15 protein-coding genes are annotated in these 20,701 nt (G+C 50.6%); 8 read left to right on the top strand and 7 right to left on the bottom strand.

What is annotated here, in order from left to right; all coding sequences use genetic code 11:
• Window positions 1-84 precede the first annotated feature (84 nt).
• From ACN0YR_RS05010 to ACN0YR_RS05000, 3 genes are all read left to right on the top strand, one after another.
• Entirely contained in the window at window positions 85-897 is an 813-nt protein-coding gene (locus ACN0YR_RS05010; protein ID WP_417848100.1) for an MlaE family ABC transporter permease, read from the top strand.
• Window positions 898-973: 76 nt separating this feature from the next.
• Window positions 974-1,771 carry an ABC transporter ATP-binding protein gene (locus ACN0YR_RS05005; RefSeq protein WP_417848099.1) on the top strand — a complete coding sequence of 266 codons (798 nt, stop codon included), beginning with the start codon at window positions 974-976 and terminating at the stop codon, window positions 1,769-1,771.
• A gap of 75 nt (window positions 1,772-1,846) precedes the next feature.
• Window positions 1,847-3,016 (top strand): MlaD family protein, encoded by a 1,170-nt coding sequence (locus tag ACN0YR_RS05000; protein WP_417848098.1) that lies wholly within the window; start codon window positions 1,847-1,849, stop codon window positions 3,014-3,016.
• 35 nt (window positions 3,017-3,051) lie between these two features.
• Here ACN0YR_RS05000 and ACN0YR_RS04995 read toward each other — a convergent pair whose 3' ends face one another.
• Window positions 3,052-3,876 (bottom strand): class I SAM-dependent methyltransferase, encoded by an 825-nt coding sequence (locus tag ACN0YR_RS04995; RefSeq protein WP_417848097.1) that lies wholly within the window; start codon window positions 3,874-3,876, stop codon window positions 3,052-3,054.
• A gap of 222 nt (window positions 3,877-4,098) precedes the next feature.
• Between ACN0YR_RS04995 and purH the strand changes: the two genes are divergently transcribed.
• Together purH and ACN0YR_RS04985 are read left to right on the top strand one after the other, a co-directional pair.
• Window positions 4,099-5,667, top strand: a complete 1,569-nt coding sequence (purH, locus tag ACN0YR_RS04990; protein WP_417848096.1) for a bifunctional phosphoribosylaminoimidazolecarboxamide formyltransferase/IMP cyclohydrolase — start codon at window positions 4,099-4,101, stop codon at window positions 5,665-5,667.
• Between the two features lie 176 nt (window positions 5,668-5,843).
• Window positions 5,844-6,575, top strand: coding sequence for an SDR family oxidoreductase (locus tag ACN0YR_RS04985; RefSeq protein ID WP_417848095.1), 732 nt, complete (start codon window positions 5,844-5,846; stop codon window positions 6,573-6,575).
• A 22-nt stretch (window positions 6,576-6,597) separates the two neighbouring features.
• On the opposite strand, the gene ACN0YR_RS04980 is transcribed toward ACN0YR_RS04985, so the two are convergent.
• Window positions 6,598-7,329, bottom strand: coding sequence for a hypothetical protein (locus ACN0YR_RS04980; protein ID WP_417848094.1), 732 nt, complete (start codon window positions 7,327-7,329; stop codon window positions 6,598-6,600).
• Window positions 7,330-7,806: 477 nt separating this feature from the next.
• On the opposite strand from ACN0YR_RS04980, the gene ACN0YR_RS04975 reads away from it, so the two are divergent.
• A complete protein-coding gene (locus tag ACN0YR_RS04975) occupies window positions 7,807-8,397 on the top strand; it encodes a hypothetical protein (protein ID WP_417848093.1) in 591 nt (196 codons plus the stop codon).
• Between the two features lie 355 nt (window positions 8,398-8,752).
• A complete protein-coding gene (locus ACN0YR_RS04970) occupies window positions 8,753-9,730 on the top strand; it encodes a helix-turn-helix transcriptional regulator (protein WP_417848092.1) in 978 nt (325 codons plus the stop codon).
• A gap of 89 nt (window positions 9,731-9,819) precedes the next feature.
• Here the strand turns inward: ACN0YR_RS04970 and ACN0YR_RS04965 are convergent, their stop codons facing one another.
• From ACN0YR_RS04965 to ACN0YR_RS04955, 3 genes are all read right to left on the bottom strand, one after another.
• Complete coding sequence (locus ACN0YR_RS04965; protein WP_417848091.1) at window positions 9,820-10,263, bottom strand: hypothetical protein; 444 nt, start codon at window positions 10,261-10,263, stop codon at window positions 9,820-9,822.
• A gap of 95 nt (window positions 10,264-10,358) precedes the next feature.
• Window positions 10,359-14,849, bottom strand: coding sequence for a serine/threonine-protein kinase (locus ACN0YR_RS04960; protein WP_417848090.1), 4,491 nt, complete (start codon window positions 14,847-14,849; stop codon window positions 10,359-10,361).
• A gap of 186 nt (window positions 14,850-15,035) precedes the next feature.
• Window positions 15,036-15,650: a sigma-70 family RNA polymerase sigma factor gene (locus ACN0YR_RS04955; protein ID WP_417848089.1), complete on the bottom strand. Its 615-nt coding sequence runs from the start codon at window positions 15,648-15,650 to the stop codon at window positions 15,036-15,038.
• 216 nt (window positions 15,651-15,866) lie between these two features.
• Between ACN0YR_RS04955 and ACN0YR_RS04950 the strand changes: the two genes are divergently transcribed.
• Window positions 15,867-17,915, top strand: a complete 2,049-nt coding sequence (locus ACN0YR_RS04950) for a LamG-like jellyroll fold domain-containing protein (RefSeq protein WP_417848088.1) — start codon at window positions 15,867-15,869, stop codon at window positions 17,913-17,915.
• A gap of 30 nt (window positions 17,916-17,945) precedes the next feature.
• On the opposite strand, the gene ACN0YR_RS04945 is transcribed toward ACN0YR_RS04950, so the two are convergent.
• Entirely contained in the window at window positions 17,946-19,025 is a 1,080-nt protein-coding gene (locus ACN0YR_RS04945; protein ID WP_417848087.1) for a site-2 protease family protein, read from the bottom strand.
• A gap of 209 nt (window positions 19,026-19,234) precedes the next feature.
• On the bottom strand, window positions 19,235-20,680 hold the full coding sequence (locus ACN0YR_RS04940; protein WP_417848086.1) for a DUF1501 domain-containing protein: 1,446 nt from the start codon (window positions 20,678-20,680) through the stop codon (window positions 19,235-19,237).
• Window positions 20,681-20,701 lie beyond the last annotated feature (21 nt).

Here is a 20,701-nt window from a genome sequence, read left to right as displayed (position 1 = left end):
CTCGCTGTCATTCGGCTCAATGGTGTAGACTCTGCAAAATCGCTGATCGACTCCCGTACTGCAGAAGGATCTGCAAGAAACCAGATGAACTCACGGACGACGACAAGCCAAGAATCGCCGATTCATAGCTTGGGACGAATTGTTGTAGATTTCGTCTCCCTGGCAGGTGACATCACTCTGTTCGGGATGCGGATGCTCTCTTGGATTCTTCCGGGCTGGCCGCGCGGGAATGTGCTTTGGCCGGTCATGTATCAAATCGGTGTTCTCAGTCTTCCCGTGATTATGATTACCGGGGGCTTCATCGGCATGGTGCTGGCGGTTCAGGCCTATGAACAGTTCGCCATGATGCACATGGAAAGTCAGCTCGGCACAGTGGTCAACGTCACTTTGCTGAAAGAACTCGGTCCCGTGCTGGCAGCTGTGATGCTGGCTGGTCGTGTAGGAAGCTCGATGGCAGCTCAACTGGGCACAATGCGAGTCACCGAACAAATTGACGCACTGACCGCTCTTGGTGCAAACCCGATTGCCTACCTTGTCGTTCCCAGATTCCTGGCTTGCGTGCTACTCATCCCCATGCTGACGCTCTGCGCCGATGGGATTGGAGTCCTTTCCGGGTGGTGGTTCAGTACACAAGTCCTTGATGTCGAAAGTTTTTTCTACTGGCATCACTCAAGACGATTCGTCACGAACTTTGATCTTTTCAGCGGAATTCTGAAGAGCGTTTTTTTTGGTGCCTCAATTTCGTTGATTGCCTGTCATCGAGGATTTCACAGCAGTGCCGGTGCCGAAGGTGTAGGTCAGGCAGCAACTGAAGCCTTTGTATATTCCTTCGTGGCCATACTCGCGATCGATTTCCTGCTCGGCTACTTGATGATGAACATTTACCACATGATCTAACAAAGTCCTTGTTCTGCGGTCCACACTTGAAGTGTGGTGAAAATTCCTTACTCCCAGTTTCGAACTCCCCACTCAAATGCGTTCACTCATCGAACTCAAAAATGTTTCCAAACAGTTCGACGAACAGTCGGTCTTGCGGGACGTCTCACTGTCAATTGAAACAGGAAAAACTCTCGTCCTGATTGGAGAATCTGGCTGTGGCAAGAGTGTCACGATGAAACTGATGATGAACCTGCTGCAGCCAACAACCGGAGAAGTTTACTGGGATGGTCGAACTCTCGCAGAGCGGACCGAAAAAGAGGTTGTTCGTGAAAGGTTGCGATTCGGATATCTGTTTCAGGGAGCGGCCCTGTTTGACAGCCTCACAGTTTTTGAAAACGTCGCCTTCGGGTTACGTCAAAATCGACAGTTACACGAAAAACAAATCACCAGCATTGTCCAGGATCGATTGAAAGATGTGGGACTTGATCCACATGCAGTCTCCTTGAAGAAACCAGCTGAGCTCTCCGGAGGGATGCGAAAGCGTGTTGGCCTCGCAAGAGCATTAGCACTCGATCCGGATGTCATGCTCTACGACGAACCGACTACAGGTCTTGACCCCATCATGAGCGATGTGATTAACGAGCTGATTATTCGAACTCGAGAACGAAGCAACGTCACAAGTATCGTCGTAACGCACGATATGAACACGCTTCGAAAAGTTGCTGATCGCGTCGTCATGTTTTACCCACTCGTCCGCTTAGCTGCGGATGAGTCACAAATCATATTCGACGGCACAGCCGAAGACGCCTTTGAAAATCCTGATCCGCGTGTGTCCCATTTTGTTCGCGGAGAAGCTGGCGAGCGTTTACAGGAACTCCTCGCAGCCAGTTAAAACCGCTGTCGGAATCACCTGAGCTGCCAAACGATCAATCTTTTCATTTTTAACATTCCAGAGTGTTTGATTAAAATGTCTGAACGCCAATTACAATTTCGAGTCGGACTCTTTGTCGTCTTTTCGATGGTCGTCGGAGCTGTCCTGGTTCTGCAATTCAGCGAACTCCGATCCTACTGGGAAAAATCGTATCCGATCGCGATCCATTTCGATGAGGCTCCCGGGTTGTACGCTGGCAGTCCAGTGAAACAAAACGGCATCAACATCGGAAGAGTCAAAGAAGTTGTACTGGATGATCTGAACGGTGGAGTTCTAGTTGTCGTAGAAATCGATGAGGACCGCCAGATCCGCGTCGACTCGCGGGTCACACTCGTGCAGTCATTACTGGGTGATGCCAAGCTTGAATTTACTGCTGGCAAGGCGAGTGAAATGATTCCGCCAAACTCTCGCTTAAAAGGAACCGCACCGACCAACCCAATGGAAATTGTGCACCGACTTGAGCAGACCGTGAACACATCGCTGGCCTCCTTTACCGACACCAGTCGTGAATGGCACAAGGTCGGACAGAATTTGAACAACTTAATGGAAACCAAGGAAGGTTCGCTGGACGAAGTCATTGAACGAACCGCTCTGGCCCTCGAATCATTCACCAAGACGATGACAACGGCGACCGCAACGTTTGACACTGCAGGAGAAACCCTTGAATCCGCCACGCTGACGCTTAGCAATGCCAACAAGTTTCTGGCTGATCCACAGTTGCAATCTGACTTGAAGAAAACAGCAGCGTCACTGCCAGTCATCGCTGAAGAAGCCAGGCTGACCATTACCACCGCCAAAGAGACGATTGTCAAGCTCAGCGAGAACATGGAAAACATCAATCAAGCAACGGCTCCTCTCGCAGGGCAAAGTGATTTGATCGTCAAAAAACTTTCCGGGAGCTTGATCCAACTGGAAGGTTTGCTGACGGAACTGAATCAGTTCTCTCAAATCCTCAACGACAAAGATGGAACGATTCAACAACTCGCCTCCGATCCAGAGCTCTACAAAAACCTGAATCACTCAGCGGCCTCATTGAGCATCTTGCTGACAAATCTCAATCCAATCCTGAAAGACTTCCGCATCTTCAGCGACAGGATCGCAAGACATCCCGAAATTCTCGGAATACGAGGAGCAGTCCGCGGCAGTTCGGGGCTGAAGGAATCTTCAGAGATTCAGCCAGCCGGGTTCTCAGCTCCGCAGCGCTAATACAAACGGAAGAACAGTTTGCGGTGAAGTTCGGCCTATTCGTCTTCGTCATCACGTATAAATACGAACTCGTTACAGCCAAGCCGTTTTGTTTCCTTCGAATTGATCAACCGAAAGTTTTTCGATTCGTAGAACGAAACGATTTCCTCCACGCTGGCGACTTCAAACGGCAATCCGCCCAGCCAGTCGATCCAGTCTCGGACAATCGACATCCCGCGGTTGCGTCGATACTTCGCGAATTCATTGTGGCCTCGCACGACGCTGACCGCGATGGTTCGCAAAAAAAAGTACGGCACAAACACCGCCAGCATACTCCATCGCCCCAATGTTCCTGAGCAGTAAATCCGCTTGACCCATAACCACAATTCTGAACGAAGCCCCTGGTCATTGTAGATCGCAATCGCTAATCGGCTGCGAGGATGCGTCAATTGAACGACATTTTCCAAAGCGGTCCACATCTTCCCTGTGTGATGCAGCACCCCCCAGGAATAGACGACATCAAATGTCCCGAGCGACTTGAGAAACTCTTTATCCAATGCCGAGCCGGAATCGACTTGCCAATCTGGATCGTCAGCGAAATAGCGAGACCTGAGTTCTCGCGTGCAGGCGACCGATTGTGGATCAAAGTCGAAAGAGTAAACATTCGCTCCTAGTCGACGGGCACAAAGCGAAAACAACCCGGAACCGGATCCGACATCAACGAATGTCTTCCCGTTCAGCGACTCAACTTGAAGCAGTTCCCTCAAGGACGCCTCAGCGATTTCAATACGATCGTCATCGAGCGTACGTAGAAACTCCTGCCAGTTCGCTCCAAAAGCAAACCGCTGCCCCTTCTCGATTTCCTGTTCAGCAGAATTCATAAACTGCGTTCACGATGGGAGTTGGAAAATAAAACTTCTCTGACACGCTAACCATAACGAGTCAAACGTTCACTCGTCGACGTGCAAAATCTGTCAATTTTGGGACGAATCGTGAAGATTTGCATCCCGAACGGGACTGCGGTAACGTGTGCGATCTATAAGTGAGACCGTTGTCGTCTTCCTATTTCAGCCAGCAAACTCTTCAGCCCCATATCGATTCCCATGAGCCGTGCCGCACGTCGTGCTTTGATTTCCGTCAGTGATAAAACAGGTCTCGGACCGTTCGCTCAAGGTCTGGTTGCCGCGGGCTTTGAGATTCTCTCGACTGGAGGAACCGCCAAATTCCTCAAAGATCAGGGAATCAACGTCATTGATGTCTCTTCATACACGGAATTCCCCGAGATCATGGGAGGGCGTGTGAAGACATTACATCCACGAATCCATGGAGCGATTCTCGGACGGCCTGACCTTCCGGATGATGCAACTGCCATCGCGGAACATGGAATCATCCCATTCGAACTGGTCGTGGTGAACCTGTATCCATTCGAGCAAACCATTGCCAAAGAGGGCGTGCAGGTCGAAGAAGCGATTGAACAGATCGACATCGGCGGCCCAAGCATGGTCCGCTCGTCAGCCAAAAACCATGCATACGTCGGCATTTTAACCAGTCCGGACCAATACGAATCAGTCCTGGAGCAGGTTTCTGGAGAAGGTTTGACACTTGAACTTCGGCGGCAACTTGCTGGAGCAGCTTTTGAGTCAACCGCTCGCTATGACCGTGCGATCTCCAACTACTTCTCGAAAATCAACAACGAGCAGTCCGAATACCCTGAGACGTTGGGGCTCGTTTTCGAGAAACAGAACGATCTTCGTTACGGCGAAAACCCCCATCAGTCAGCTGCCTTCTATGTCGAACCGAATCCCCCTGCCGCCTCCATCGCAGGAGCCGAGCAGCTTCACGGGAAAGAGCTTTCTTACAACAACCTGATTGACGTCGAAGCCGCCTTCGCAATTGCTCGCGAATTCAAAGACCCGGCCGCTGTGGTCATCAAACATACGAACCCTTGCGGCTGTGCGATCGGCAGCGAGTTGTCCGAAGCGTTTGTCAATGCTTACGCAGGCGATCCAGTGAGCGCATTCGGATCGATTCTGGGCTTCAATCGAGAACTCGATACTGCCACTGCGAATCTTCTTGCGGAGCCGGGCCGGTTTGTTGAAGCGATTATTGCTCCCGGTTACGAACCAGCTGCTTTGGAAATTCTTCGCACAAAGCCAAAGTGGAAGAACAACGTCCGCCTCTTGCAATGTCCTGCATTCTTCGATGATCAGGGGACGACTTACGAGTACCGAAAAATCTCCGGCGGTTTGCTCGTACAACAGCGCGATGATCAACCTGACTCAGAAGACGACTACAAAGTTGTCACGAACCGAACTCCGAGCGATGACGAACTGCGTGATTTGAACTTCGCCTGGAAAGTTTGCAAACATGTCAAATCAAATGCGATTCTGTTTGCCAAAAACGGGATGGTCGTCGGAGTAGGAGCCGGACAAATGAGTCGCCTCGACTCATCGTTCATTGCGGGACATAAAGCAGGCGAGCGAAGTCAGGGAGCGGTCGTCGCTTCGGATGCGTTCTTCCCATTCCGCGACGGTATTGATGAGGCAGCTAAAGCTGGAGTGACGGCTGCAATTCAGCCGGGAGGTTCACGCAACGATGAACAAGTCATCGAAGCCTGCAACGAGCACGGCATCGCAATGATCTTTACCGGACGCCGACACTTCAAACATTAAATTTCGATGGCGTTTGTGTGCGTTTTCAGTGTTTTTCGTGCCTGTGAAGTTCACTTTCTTGACTTCATGGACAGTTCTCCAAGAGGCAGAACCTGAACACCAAGCAGTAAAGTGGCTCGACGACGTTTCGAATAGTATGATGTCGCTGCACTGATAATTTTCAACAAGGAATCAAGATGTCGCTTGCCGGAAAAACAGTATTGATGACAGGTGGAGGGACCGGAATTGGAGCCGGCTGTGCTGTCGCTTTAGCAGACGCAGGCTGCAAGGTCGCTATCTCCGGTCGACGCGAGGAGAAACTGAAAGAAGTTGCGGACTCCTATTCCGGCGAAAATTCCATCCTTTATAAGACCGCTGATGTTGCTTGCCGCGACAGTGTTAAGGAGCTCTTCGACTGGGCAAACAAAGAGCTTGGTCAAATTGACATTCTTGTTAATTGTGCCGGGATCAATGTCGTAAAACGGACCATGGAAGAGGTCGCTCCTGAGGATTGGGACAAGCTGATGCAGGTCAATGCGACCGGAGCCTTCAACACGATGCACGCAGTTTTACCTCAAATGCGTGAACGGAAAGATGGACTGATCATCAACATTTCGTCCATCGCTGGGGTTCGTGCAAATCTCCTCGGTGGAGTTGGATATGTGGCCTCGAAATTTGCGATGACCGCCTTGGGGACATTCGTCGGGCAAGAAGAAAAAGACCGTGGCATCCGCGTCACAAACGTGTATCCGGGCGAAGTCGAAACGCCAATTCTCGACGCTCGTCCAAACCCGGTTGGAGCCGAACATCGCGCTCGAATCCTTCAGCCGAGCGACGTCGCCTCGCTGGTCGTTTCGATCGCCATGCTTCCACCACGTGCCCACGTGCCCGACATCGTGATTAAGCCAACCACACAGGAATTTTTCTAGAACCTGTTCAAGCTCGTCGGGATCAATACCGTGGTGCTGGCAAACTTGGTCTTTGTGTGGCGGGGCGATTGTTCTGATATTGCGCTGGCGCAATCAGTCCCGGTTGTGGTCTGGATTGAAAAATCTGAGAGTAGTTTTGAGGCTGCGATTGCTGTAGAGCATCACTCTGGCCTGGCTGCAAAGTTCCCTGATAAGGAAGCATAAGTCGCGCACTCGGTTCGTCCACTGGAGCCGGTTGGTTGATCGGCTTTGGGTAGTGGTCGTGTAACCTTGGAGGAGGCGTGCCCGGATAGACTGGCTCATGGTTACCTTGAGACAGGTCAGCCATCTTTTCGTAACGATGCCAGAACTGCTGAGAGTATGGCATCACAGGAGACATACCGAAGCCCTGAGCCGTCGTCGATTGCCCGAAGACCTGATGATAGTTGTAGGGACGGAAGGAATGGTACCCGTGATAGTACGGCATCACCTTAATGTAGCCATGCTTCCATGGTTCCTGGTCGTCGTAGGTAAACAACGGTTCCTGGCTGCCAACTGACGCACCGCCGACAAAGTCGCCCCCTTCAACGAATTGACCATCCGGTACATATTGGCCTTGGTCAACGAATTGGCCCTCATTTACATATTGACCGGAGTCAACATATTGCTGCCCACCGCTGTAATGCTTAGCCCCTGCAGGCACAACTTGCTCTTGAGCAGAGGCACTTGTGCAAACAGCTGCAATGGAAAAAAGTGTCCATACATGACGCTTCATCATTCTCTCCTGCGGTGATGCGAGAACGCGCTACGAATTTGTCGACGAGATCATCTGGCAGCGCTATCCCTATTTAGTTGATCGGCAACAAAACTGCCGGGCTGCTTGAATTTGCCGGTTTTAATGAGAGGTTTTCCGAGGGCGTCGTGTAATCGTTACAGCCCACTCAAACTGAAAAATGTTTCCGCTATCAGCGAATTTTCACTGAAGTCGCCTCTACTTTGGTCTGGGTGAGATTTTAAGGTCACAAGATCAGAGCATTTTCGAGAACGTATTCGCGATGTACCTCGTGGAGTTAGCGTTTTCCCTGAGAGAACCGTTTCGTCACAGTCACAGTTCGCGAGAACATGCTCTCAAGCGTTCTATCACTTCAGCTGAGAGGGGCACTGGCTGGCTTGTCCAGAAAGGGCGAGTCCCAATCTCAATGACCGGTTATAGGCGCATTCATTTATTGCTGAGATCACCGGAGACCGAACCATGAAATACCTGAGCCTTCTTCTTGTCGTGTCGATGGCAACTCTCGCACAGGCCCAAGGTCCTACGTTGCCAGAGCGAGCCATTGTTCCACCGTCGCCAGCTCCACAACTTCCCTCTCCGGAGACTGCACCCGCCCCGGTTCCACCGCAAGAATCTCAAGCTCCGATAGAAAAAAGTGTTCCGGCTCCTGCGCCTGAAGCCAATATCCCTCCAATCCCAACCTCAGCTGCGCCAAATACGGCCTCTCATGAGCAGCCTGTCTCCGAACCAGAAATTCCCGAGGTTCCTGACGCCAAACAGGCAGCGTCACAAGTGAGTCAACCAGCATCGAATCAACCGAGTGTGGTCGCTCCGAAGCAAGCCCCAGCACCTGTTGTGACACACACCTATCAGCAGCCGACTCCCGTGTATTACAATGGTCATGTTTGGGGCGTTCCCCACTACCCTGGAGTCAATCCCGCAGGCGCGGAAGGTGTCTTCGTCGGCCCGTCGACAGCAGGCCGCCTCCATGCTCGTTACCCTTACTACGACTATCGCCGCCCATGGTATCCTCGCGGTCCGCGAAGTCTCAACGTCGACATCGTCTGGTAATGATCACTCTCCTGCAAATCAGTCGATTACTCAGGCTCATTGTTCCAATCGACATCATGTGCGCTGCTGTTCCTGTTTGACCCGCCTCATGCAGGTCCGCTACTCTTAGAGCATCTTTCGAATTGGTTTGCAGGATCTGCCTCGTGGCGAACAGCATTTTTACTAGAGAAATGCGTTATTCACGGGCAAACGGTAGAGCAAACTGCTCTAGAGTAAATCCAGTCTGGGTCTTTGCGTACTGCCTCGTGGGGAGCAGATAATGAAGTCATGGAAGTGAACTTCACAGGCTCGACAAGCATTGAAAAATGCTCTTAGAGACAAACTGAAACATGGATCGTTTTAAGAGTAGTTGTGAATGAGTTCGATTGGAAAGATTCGGCGGCTTCTCAATCTGATGGAGCGATTGCAATCAGGCAGAATTTATAACACGAAAGAACTTGCAGATTTCTGTAATGTGAGTCGTCGCACCATTTTTCGTGATATCAAAACCCTGCAGGATTCCGGGATTCCTGTTTTGTACGATGCCAGCAAAACCGGTTACTGGATTTCTTCCGGAACTTACTTGCCGCCGACCGATTTCACCCTCGCTGAAACTCTTTCCCTAATGCTTTTGGCTCAGGAAATGGGGAGCCCCAAACGAGGTGTCCCCTTTCAGGGTGTCTCTCGAGATGCGGCACTCAAACTGCAATCAAACCTGCCGAATCATTTGCGGCAATATGTTGGTGAGTTGACCGCCAGTGTGAAAATCAACACTGAGCCACAGGCGGAGCTCGACGGAAGCCAGCAACACTACGAACGGACGCTTGAAGCACTCACGTCGAGAAAGAAGATCCGTCTCCGCTACAACAGTTTGTATGACCGAAAAGTGATTCGCACTTTGGTCAGTCCGTACCGGCTCCTGTTTCAACGAAGAGCGTGGTATGTCATCGGACGATCCTCGATGCATCGGGCAGTCCGAACTTTTCATGTCGGCAGAATTCAGGATTCAGAAATCACTGATGACGAATTCACGCCTCCACCTCGATTCACATTACAGCGATATCTCGGGAATGCCTGGAATCTGGTCCGTGAGCGGGGTGCGCGATGTGATGTCGTTGTACGGTTTCAACCGCTGGTTGCTCAGAACGTCGCTGAAGTCTCCTGGCACAAGACTCAACGGCTCGTCTGGAATCCCGATGGGACCATGGACTTCCATGTGAATGTAGACGGCATCCACGAAATTTCCTGGTGGATCATGGGATATGCAGATCAGGCGGAAGTCCTTCAGCCATCGTCGCTGGTCGATTTAATCACGACCCGAGTACAACGCATGGCAAAGATTTACAAAGCATGACGGGGCTTCATCTCCCAGATGAGCCAAGCTCAAAATCCGGCTCATGATCCTGCGAGCCTGGAGACTCTCGCGAGGAAGATTGTTTCATCCTATTCGTCTTTGCCATGCAGATAGCTGTGACAGGCGAGACAATTGGCATTAAGATTTTGATAGGCGTACGCAGCTCCTTCAAGATTCTTTTCCTGTGCCATCTTTTCCATCAGGCTGTTAATTCTCAGAAACTCTAAGCGGAAATGCTGGTAAAGTTCGTTCTCTGTCTCATCTCCCTCGATCTGCTTCGGCGATTGAAGACTGACCTTCTTCATCTCAGCTGCCGCCTTTTCGATGCTGTCATAGTCCTGCAACACCAGGCCGTTCAAGATTTCCTTGGAAAGAACGAGCTTGCGTTGCATCGCTTGACGAACGGAATTCTTCACCGTTTCAGTCGGAATCGGTTTTACATCTTCAGCGCGTGATTCTGCAGTCGTGTGATAGGTCATCCAAAATCCGGCGAAGAGTATTCCGGCTGCGAGAAACTGTTTTGTCTTATCCATGAGTTTTGCCTGTAAAGTCGAACGTCCGACGGTGTCGTCATTCGATTTTTACCATGGCGATGAAATCGTTGACAGACCAATCCGTCAGCCACAAGTTAATACTCCATCGATTCGGCTTTTGCCTTCAAGGCTTTGTAGGTCTTCTCGTTGAGCGTTGGTTGAGGGAATTCGCAAAGAATTTCACCCCATTGATATTTTACATCAGCGATCTTCTTTGCGAGTTCGAACGCCTCTGATTGCTCTTCCGTAAGCAGGGCTAAGAGATTTGTTGTGAACTCTTGGTATGCACCATCTGAGTGATGCCTGCAACCGTAAATAGCTGCATTCTGAATAAGTGACATTGGCTCATCCTCGTTTTCTAACGTGACAAGGATGTTGAGTTTTCGACCCATTCGCAGGTCTTCCGCAACTCCAACATTACTTAGGAAATCAAGTTGGGTTTTCTGCATTCCATCAGGGACTGAATATGTTGGGTGCACGATTCCAAAACTATAATTGAGTCGCACCTTCTCGCCGTCCAGTAATTCCACCAATTCAACCCACGCTGGGTGATTACCGTTGTTGAAAATACGCTTGATCTCTTCAGCAGCATTTTTATTTTCGACCAGTTCCTGCGCATCAACAGCGATCTTTCCATCCGCAAACGCTTTGAAGAGTTGCTGCACAATTCCGGACTGTTGTTTCGAAAGAACGAAGTCCTTGCCATTCCAGACAAAGGGGTAAAACCCTTCCATCAAGGCGGGGTCTTGGGCTGCCAGTTTTTTCCAGTCGCGCCTGACCTCCAGATCTGTGAACTCGCCTTTTGTCACGTCAAGCTGTCCACCGTAGTAGGATGGAGGTGTGACCGGTCCTTTCGTTTTCGTCGATCCCCAGCCGAACATTTTGTCGAACACCATCACGTAGTATGTACCGACTGGAAGCGAGGTTGTTTGTTTAGACAGATTTTGGAATGGGCCAAATTCATCTTTTGAAACATTAACAGTCAAGCCTTGATCAGTGGTCGTCAGGATAACCGCTCCTGTCTCTTTGGGTTTCGTTGGGGCTGTCGAGGGGCCACCAAATTGGCTCATCCCGCTACCACTTCCGTAGCTGTTCTTTACTGACGAATTGATCAACTTCGTCAATTTGAGAGAAGCGTCATTATCCCGCTTGGTCCAGTCGACCAATTGTTTCCAGCCAGGATGTTTCCCGTCGTTGAAAACTTCCGCCAGCGAAGTGACCGGTTCCTCCCGGTCCGCGTTGAGTTTTTTCAGTACATCTGATTCCATGACTGCTGCATTGCCGTTCGCATACGCCTCCAGTAATTCTTGAATCACCTGCGACTGAGCAGCTGAGAAGGAATACTTATCGCCGTTCCACAAAAACCAATAAAACTTACCATCGACGAAGTCATCGTGTTGACGCGCGATCGCTTTCAAATCTCGTTTGGCAACGACGGACTCGAACTGCCCCGGCTTGATTTCGACCGAACCAATCGAGTATTGAATGATGGACCAGGTCCCAGAACGACTGTCATACAGTCCTGGCCGATACCCGGCGGACTTCATGACAGAAGAACGGTTACCAGAAACCCCAGCTCCCCCGTAACCCGATGTTCCACCAAAACCCTCTCCATAAATTTTGTTGACCACTTCATAAACCTGCTTGAAAGACTGGTTGTTTTGCTCATCTTTGAGATTCAGAAACCAACCGGCAAGCTCATCGATGACAACAACTTGATACTTCCCGACAGAAACTTGATGTTCTCCTTGCCCCAAGAGATTGCCACGAAATCCGGTATCGTTGGACTCAAAACTCATAAGAAGAACTCTCAAACCGGGGTCTTGAATTTCTAAAATCAATCCTCCGTACTCGCCCGATGCCGGTCCGAGTTCCATCCCTGCATTCATTTTGACTAAGCGACGCAGTGGAATCTTATGAGTCGCACCTGGTCGAATGTTGATCTCGTAGTTATTCATTTTCTCGAATTCATCCCGGTCCCCATTCAAAGTAATCTGTATTCTGTGAAGCCCCGGCTTGAGTCCTTTGAAGAGAGTGATATCACCGGACTGCTTTGCTGAACGGACCTGCTTTCCATCAATCAGAATTGCTTCCGGTTTCACCGATCCAGAGTGTTCAACCACAAGCGAACCGAGTGGGGAAAACGCCTGTTGCAATTGAGGAGCTGCATACTGAATTCCAACGATGAATATTCCAACAAGCCCCCCAATCAGCAGCCGTCTTCCCAACGACCACTTTGGTTGCTTCTGAGCGATTGGTCTTGTGAGTGGAATCGTCGGTGTCTCACTTCGTTGTTGAGCAGGAGCAATTAGAAATTTCCACACAATGAATATTGGTAGAAGAAACAGAATGGAAGCAATTGTTCCGACAACAATCAATTCTGGAATTCCGATTCCTCCCTCTCTCACAACTGCAAACCCAAGACCTGCAAGGAGGGTCACTCCCAGGCAAAGACTGAGATCTCTCAAAAAACGCCCTCGGAAAAGTTCCCCTCGAAAAGGAAGCAGCAGTAGCGACAGACCGAGAAAGGAGAGCATTCCCTCAATAAAATTGACTGAACTGAAAAGACCATCCGCATTCACCGCAATAAGAATCAAAAGGGATGAGGAAACCAATGCTCCGATGGCAGTTCCAATATCCAACAGGAAACTTGGGATAAAAACCTGGACAGCTTCTCCCTTTCCTTTTTCACGAAAGGATTGAATCACTTCCTGTTGATTCAAAATCCATAGGGATGCAAACCCAATCGGAATCCCAACCAGCCAGACAGGAGGAAGAAGTATGGCGAGGAACCCGGCACAAACACCTTTGTAGTAGGCTTCCCAACCCCATTCATCATTCTTCAAATGGCTCCCAAACCAACCGATGATCGCTGCTCCAAACAACGCTGGCCCGATCCCCATAATAATGAACTGCACCAGTTCGCCTTCGATCATTTTTGGCATCATGGCCCAGATGCAAAACCCGATCAGCAAAAAGATTGGTCCGAGCAAAGCGAGCCGCATCAAACTCGACGAAAGTCGATCCAACAACGGCGGTCCCTCAGAAACGTGTTGGGTAAATTCCTGCGTGGGCGCGATCGGATCTTCTTCACTCGCTTTACGGTCAGCTTCTTCAAAATCATTTTTTTTAATCAGCCAGATTGCAAAGCCAGCAGGACCGAGCAAGACCAGCAATATGATCAGCCAACTCGTACACGTCACTCTTTTCTGTTTTAATAGTTGACCGGCAAAGGCGAGAGCAGCTCCCACAAAAATCGCCCACAGCGGAGAGAAACCGACTCCTGCGATTTGTACTTCGTTACTCAAATTGACAGCGGTCAGCAGAATTCCACCAAGACACAAGATCACTCCAAGAACACTCAAAATGCTTCCGACCACAACACGAGGATTGGGTGAGTGATTCGTTGGGGGTTGCGCACTGGGCGTTGTCACTGGCTTAGTTCGATAGGCACGTTGCTGAACCGGGATCGATCCTTGAACTCCAGCTAAGTGGTCTTCTAAAACTGCGACCACTTCTTCTGCCGTCTGGAATCTTTTAGCGGGATCTTTGTCGAGTAACTTCTCGATAATCACGATCATCCATTCCGGAACCTCTGCGTTGATTTCTTCGATCGGTCGCGGTTGGTCGTCACACACACGGCGAATGGCTGCTGCAATGCTGGTCGCCCGAAACGGTGAGCGTCCGGCACACATTGCATACATCACGCAGCCCAAGCTGAAGAGGTCACTCCGTTGATCGACACGCTGCCCCATCGCCTGTTCGGGAGACATGAATTGCGGGCTACCAGCGACTTCGCCGGTTCGAGTGACTGAGACATCATCAACGGCCCTCGCTAATCCGAAGTCGGTAATTTTGACTCGCTCAACTCCGTTCTCCAGGAGAATGTTTGCCGGTTTGATATCGCGATGAATCAGTCCCTGTTTGTGCGCTGAAGCAAGTCCCTCAGCGATCTGCTTACTGATTCGTAGTACTTCAGTTAATCGCAACGATCCGACTTTGTCGAGTTTTTGTTGCAGCGACTGCCCGACGACACATTCCATGACCAGGTAAGGAATTTTCTCATCTTCATCGACTGCGTGAATTGTGACGACATGGGGATGAGAGACAGCCGCAGCGGCTTGAGCTTCGCGAACGAATCGTCGTTTGGCATTGGGGTTGGCTGCCAGTTCGGGTGCGAGAACTTTTACGGCGACCACACGGTTCAGCTTCGGATCTCGAGCACGAAAGACGATGCCCATTCCGCCACGACCGATCACTTCATAGATTTCGTATGGTCCCAAAGTCCCCAACAACCCGGGATCTTCAGAAGGTTCCAGAAAGTCGAAGCTCAGTGGATCGTGACTCGTCGGCACACCTTGGGGAGGTGTCTCCAGAAAACTTCCAGCGTCGTTGTAAGCACGCAAGAGGGCATCAATTCGCTGTCGACGTTCTGCATTGTCTCCGCAAGATTCCTGCAGAAACGCCTCGCATTCTTCCGGAGTTGACTTTGCCAACGCGGTGAGAAAAATGCCTTCAATTGAGTTCGGATCGACAGATGTTTCCTGAAACGTTTCAGAAGGCTCGTTGGGGGTTGCGTCGGACATATTTTCTCTCCAAGGTCATATCACTTGCGGATATGGATGCCGCTTTCTTCCTCGCGGGAATGTGATTACGGTCCGACAGGTCATGCGTTTTTTTGTCTCGTTGCGCCTCATGAAATTTGTCAAATCATCTGAACTGCACTTCTCGTTGACTCAATTTTGGCTCTAAACACATTATCTGACAAGACGTTACGACTCGTCGTTCATATGTGCATAAAGCCAGGCTTTAGAAAAAGTCCACCACCGCGAAGCTGTCGCTCGGGAAATCCCCAGAGCTGCCGCGGCCTCGGATTCTTCCAGTCCGGCAAAGTATCGCAGCTTGACTAACTTCGCTTTCAATGGTTCCACCTTCTCCAACTCTGTGATTGCCTCGTCGACTTCCAAAAGTTTTTGATCCGTCGCCAAAACAACTGCGTCGGCATCGTCCAGCTGGAGCCGTTGCAGGTCTCCCCCATGTTTCACAGCTGCTTTTCGCCTCGCATTTTCAATGAGAATTCGTCGCATCGCTTCGGCAGCTGCCGCAAAGAAATGCCCACGTGAATCCCACGACTGTTGCTCGCCTCCTTTCACCAGACGTAAATACGCTTCATGTACCAGTGCAGTTGGCTGAAGAGTTTGCCCGGATGCTTCCTGTTTCAACCGAGCTGCCGCAAGCCGACGAAGCTCGTTGTAAACAATCCGGAGTAACGTATCGGTCCCCTGCTGCTCCCCTGAATTGAGAGCCGAAAGAATTTGAGTGACATGCTGAGAAGTGTCTGAGTTCATCCCATCAGCATATCCGCGACCGGGTCCAGTGAAAACCACAATATGATCTCAGTCGTTGAAGGTTGAGACTCATCGAAGAATCTGACCATCCAGACACCGAGTTCACTGAACAAAATCTCTGCGAGAGATCACCGCGAGAGAGAATGCTCTGCGGTCGGGTATTCAATTTGATGTTCGAATGTCCTACTCTATCGTTCCCTCCCCTTCCGGAACCTTATCCAGCGACCGCACTGGCCGCGTCAGGAGTCTTCTGCAGTGAAACATCCAGTTGTGATTTCGAAAGTCGTGTCGATTGCCCTCTTCACTGGTCTCATCTCGTTCGCTTCACTGGGAAGCATCGCTGTGGCTGACGAAGTCGTTGGTCCGATTGTTGGAACAGTCGAACCGACGACCGCGCGAATTCTGTATCGGCCAGGCAAGATCGAGACAAAGTTGCAATTGACCGTTCTGAAAAATGGTCAACCAATAAAGGAAGTGACAACGACCGCTCTTGCAGCGAATGACTTTGTCGCAAAATTTGAAGTCACAGGTCTCAAGCCGGCAACAAACTACAGCTATCAAATTGATGAAATCCGCGGGAACCAGAAAGAACCAGTCGCTGCAGGGAAAAATCACACTTTCACCACAGTCGACCCAGCCCGGAAAGGGAATCGGGTCTCCGCGAGCTTCGCCTCTTGTGTTGATATCGAACCGAATGGCATCTGGAGCGAGATGGAGAAGTTGGGCGTCGACACGGTCTTCCTGATGGGAGACACCCCGTATATCGACACTTCAGATCTGGCGATCGTACGGGAGAAACAACGCCAGCTCTTGCAGGTTTCCGATCTTGAAAAATTGGCTGCTCACACACCTGTTGTCGGCACCTGGGATGATCATGACTTTGGTCTCAATAACGGCAACGGCTTAAACATGATGAACGGTAAGGGGAAGACCCGTCAGGGCTTTGTGGAATACCGTGCTCACTCACAATATGGAAACGGAAGTGAAGGTGTGTATCACAAAGTCGATCTGGGAATGATGGAAGTCTTCTTGCTTGACCCTCGATTTTTCTCACAAACCGAACCGTCTCCGGTTGATCCAAAACAGCCGACTTGCTTCGGAGCGGAACAGTGGAAGTGGTTGTTGAAGAGTCTGAAAGAGTCCAAGGCTCCTTTCAAAGTGCTCTCGATGGGAGCGATCTGGCAGGACAAGAAGAACCGCGAAACCGACGACATGTTCACATACTGGTACGAACGTGATGCCCTATTGGATTTCATCAAGACACAGAAGATCAGTGGAGTCGTACTCCTCGGAGGAGATATTCATGTTGCCCGTCATCTGATTCATCCCCAGCGAGTCGGTTATGATCTGCACGACTTCATCATCTCACCGGGACACACTCGGACAATCACATCACTGAACGTCTATCATCCTTCACTCGAGTGGTCGCTGGTCGAGGGCTGGCAATTTCTGACACTGACTGCAGACGGGACCACTGAGAATGCAAAGCTGATTGCTGAGTTTCGCCAACCTGATGGAGTTTTGAATCGCAAGGTTGAAATCGAACTGAATGCGATGACAGTCGATTCCGGTGAGAAAACATCTCCCGAATTGCGTGCTCACTGGAACTTCGACAACGACTTCAAGAATGAGTCTCCACTGGGGAGTCGCATTGATGCAACTCCTGTCAACGGACCAACGATCACTCAACTGGATGGAGCTCTCGGAGGATCTGTTCACTTTTCCAGAAACAAGCAACAATACTTGACCGTCCCAAGAAGTTTTCTTGACGACAACTCCGCTGCGCACACTGTCTCCATGTGGTTCAAACCGGAAACTCTCCCGGAGCATGGTTCCAGTTCAAGATCATTCTTACTGGAAAGCACCGCAGAGGGGGAACCGAATCAGACCGGAGCCTGGAACCTGTCACTCGGAATGCGAGCGACCGATCAGCCCGACAAGATCAACCTGCAACTTTATACATACACAGTGAAACCCGCTCTGAAACCAGAAGCTGCACCAACCACAGGTTCGCAAGGTCCGTTTAACATGCTGCTTGATCGGGATCAGTTACTTGGTAAATGGAACCACGTTGCGTTCACGTTTGATCAAAAGAGGCTCAGGTTATTCGTGAACGGAAAACAGGTGAGCGAACATGCGCTTCCAGTTCCCGGCCCCGCATGTGAAACTGGCGGCCTCATCATCGGAGGGCATCGCGCGGGAACTGGCCGCAACTTCGACGGCTGGATTGACGATGTCAGAATCTTTCAGGGACAGATCAGCGCAACTCAAATCTCTGAACTCCGCAACGAGAGCAAAGACTAACTGGGCTCGCCAGATTCCTCGGCAAAGTTCTCAAGCGTTGATGGCCTGTTGGATTCGTAGAAATTCGCTGACGTTCTCCATTGTGACGATCCCCACGAGCTGTCCTTGTTCAACTACGGGAACAGTCTGACATTCTTCATCTTTGAGACGAACTAACAGCGACTCCAACATTTCCCCAGTCGTGGTCGGTTGAACATCTCTGATCATTGCGTCAACAACTTGTGTGTCGGGACCGGTTGAGGTGATCGCTTTCAACATTCCAGATTGTGTCAGAACACCGATCACAGTTCCCTGGTTGTCGATAACGGGAAAGTCTTTCTGGGATCCACGTAACGTCAGGTCGACGGCATCATGGACTGAATCCTGTGGTGTCAAAGTCTCGTAATGAGTCAGCATAACAACTTTAGCCGTGATGCCACTGACGGCGGAGCGGAGTGTCACAGAAGCAGCTTCATAGCCTGCTCCAATCCAGACAAACAAAGCAATTAAGACGAGTACAGGATTCGAAATCAGGCCGAGAAATCCGAGAGCGATGGCAATCGTCTGGCCAACTGTGGCAGCGATTCGAGTCGCCTTGGCATAGTCCATTTGTGAAGCCAAAATCGCCCGCAAAACCCGGCCGCCATCCATTGGAAAAGCGGGGATCAGATTAAAGACGACCAGCACGATGTTGACGAACATTAATCGCATCAGGAACGAACCGCTCGTTGCGATCAGATCATCCAGAGTTCCCAAGCTTCCGGTCACAAAAAGGCCCACAAAGAGGATGGCCGCAATCAATACATTCACGAACGGACCCGCGAGGGCGACAATGAATTCTTGCCAGGGATCTTCGGGCATGCGCTCCAGTCGAGCGACACCACCAATCGGGAGTAAAGTGATGTCGCGAGTCTGAATCCCGAACGCTCTGGCAGCAAAGGCATGCCCCAATTCATGAAGGACCACACAACCAAACAGAGCAAGAATAAAACCGACACCTTCTACAACCGCTATGGCGCTCTGTTCCACACGCCAATAGCTCACGCCGATCCAGATGATCAAAATCAGGAACGTCGAATGCATGAAGATGCCAATGCCAGCAACTTCGCCCAGTTTCCATGACCACTTCATTGCGTCCTCACAACAGCTTGAGAGAGTTTCGAACTGCGCCAATCCTCGTAGATTCGCAACAGGATGGGAAGGAAGTGTCCCTGTTCAGCTTGGCCTTTCATCTGCCAATCAGCGAGCGCAACACGAGACAACTCTCCATCCTATGGAGAGTGAATTTCTAATCGCTCGATGAAGCGGGACAGGTGAAGTTTCGGTAAAGCAGTGTGAAACTACGATGAAAGCTCTTTGCGGACCAAGGGACGCTGAGTTATCAGTCGGTAGGCATCACCTTCGTTTTGTGTGGGACGTTCCGGCCGACCTTTGTGCAGATAGGTTAGCTTCATGTGATCGATTCCCATCAGATAGAGAATCGTGGCATGAAGATCGTGAACATGAAGGCGGTCTTCGACAGCGTGGAACCCAAGGTCGTCGGTCGAACCGATTGTCTGTCCGCCAGCAACACCTCCGCCTGCCATAAACATTGTGAAGCCAGTCGGATTATGGTCCCTGCCATTTCCTTTTTCACTCATCGGAGTCCGGCCAAACTCGCCTCCCCAGACGACAAGTGTCTCATCGAGGAGGCCTCGCTGTTTCAGATCTTTCATCAGACCGGCAACAGGCTTATCACTTTGCCCGCACATTCGCGTGTGATTCCCTTCGATGTCACGGTGTGCGTCCCACTTACTCCCGGCCCCATGATACAGTTGAACAAACCGAACTCCCCGTTCAACGAGTCGCCGGGCCAGTAGACAGTTCCTTCCGTATGCTTCGGTTTTCGGATCGTCCAAACCGTAAAGCTGCTGTGTGGCAGCCGTTTCCGATTCAAGATCAATCGCTTCTGGAGCATTCGCTTGCATGCGAAATGCGAGCTCGTAACTTTTGATTCTGGCTTCTAATTCTGTTTGAAATGTACGATCTTTGAAGTGGTCACGATTCAGCGAGTTCAACAGGCCCAACTTGTTTCGTTGCCGTTCAACCGAAATTCCTTCAGGATTGTTGAGATTCGCAATGGGCTCATTGCCGACATCGAGTTTGGTTCCCTGATAACTGGCGGGCATGAATCCTGTTCCCCAGTTTCGAGGACCGTTGGTGACTTGTGCTTTGTTATCAGTCATCACAACGAAGGCAGGTAAGTTCTGATTTTCTGTACCGAGCCCGTAATTCACCCAAGCCCCTAATGAAGGACGTCCAGCTAATGGGGTTCCGGTATTCATCTGACAAACACCGCCCGAGTGATTGATTCCATTCGTCCAGCATGAACGAATCACAGCCATGTCATCGACACACTGCGCAATATTAGGAATCCAGTCGGAGACCCAGGTCCCGGCCTCGCCGTATTGCTTCCATTTCCGTTTAGATGCGAGCAACGGTGAGTTGAGTTCCCCCATGGCTGTGACAACACGTTTGTATCCGGGAGGCAGCGGCTTCCCAGCCAGCTTATTGAGTTGTGGTTTCGGATCGAACAGGTCCATTTGGCTGGGGCCACCTTCCATGAACAGGAAGATCACACTTTTGGCGCGGGGAGCGATATGTGAAATCGTAGCGGAGGCATCACCAAGGGCCGATTGAGGAAGAAGCGAAGCCAAAGCCAAGGCACCAAATCCGGTTCCGGACTCAAGCAACATCTCTCGACGAGAGACTGTGGAAGAACTAGGAATGGCGGGCTGAAAAAACATAAGGACTCGGCGTGTTGCTGA

It is taken from the genome of Thalassoglobus sp. (genome assembly GCF_048270125.1).
Taxonomy (GTDB): Bacteria; Planctomycetota; Planctomycetia; order Planctomycetales; family Planctomycetaceae; genus Thalassoglobus.
Note: the sequence above shows the minus strand (reverse complement) of the source record. Positions and strands in the feature narration are given on the sequence as shown.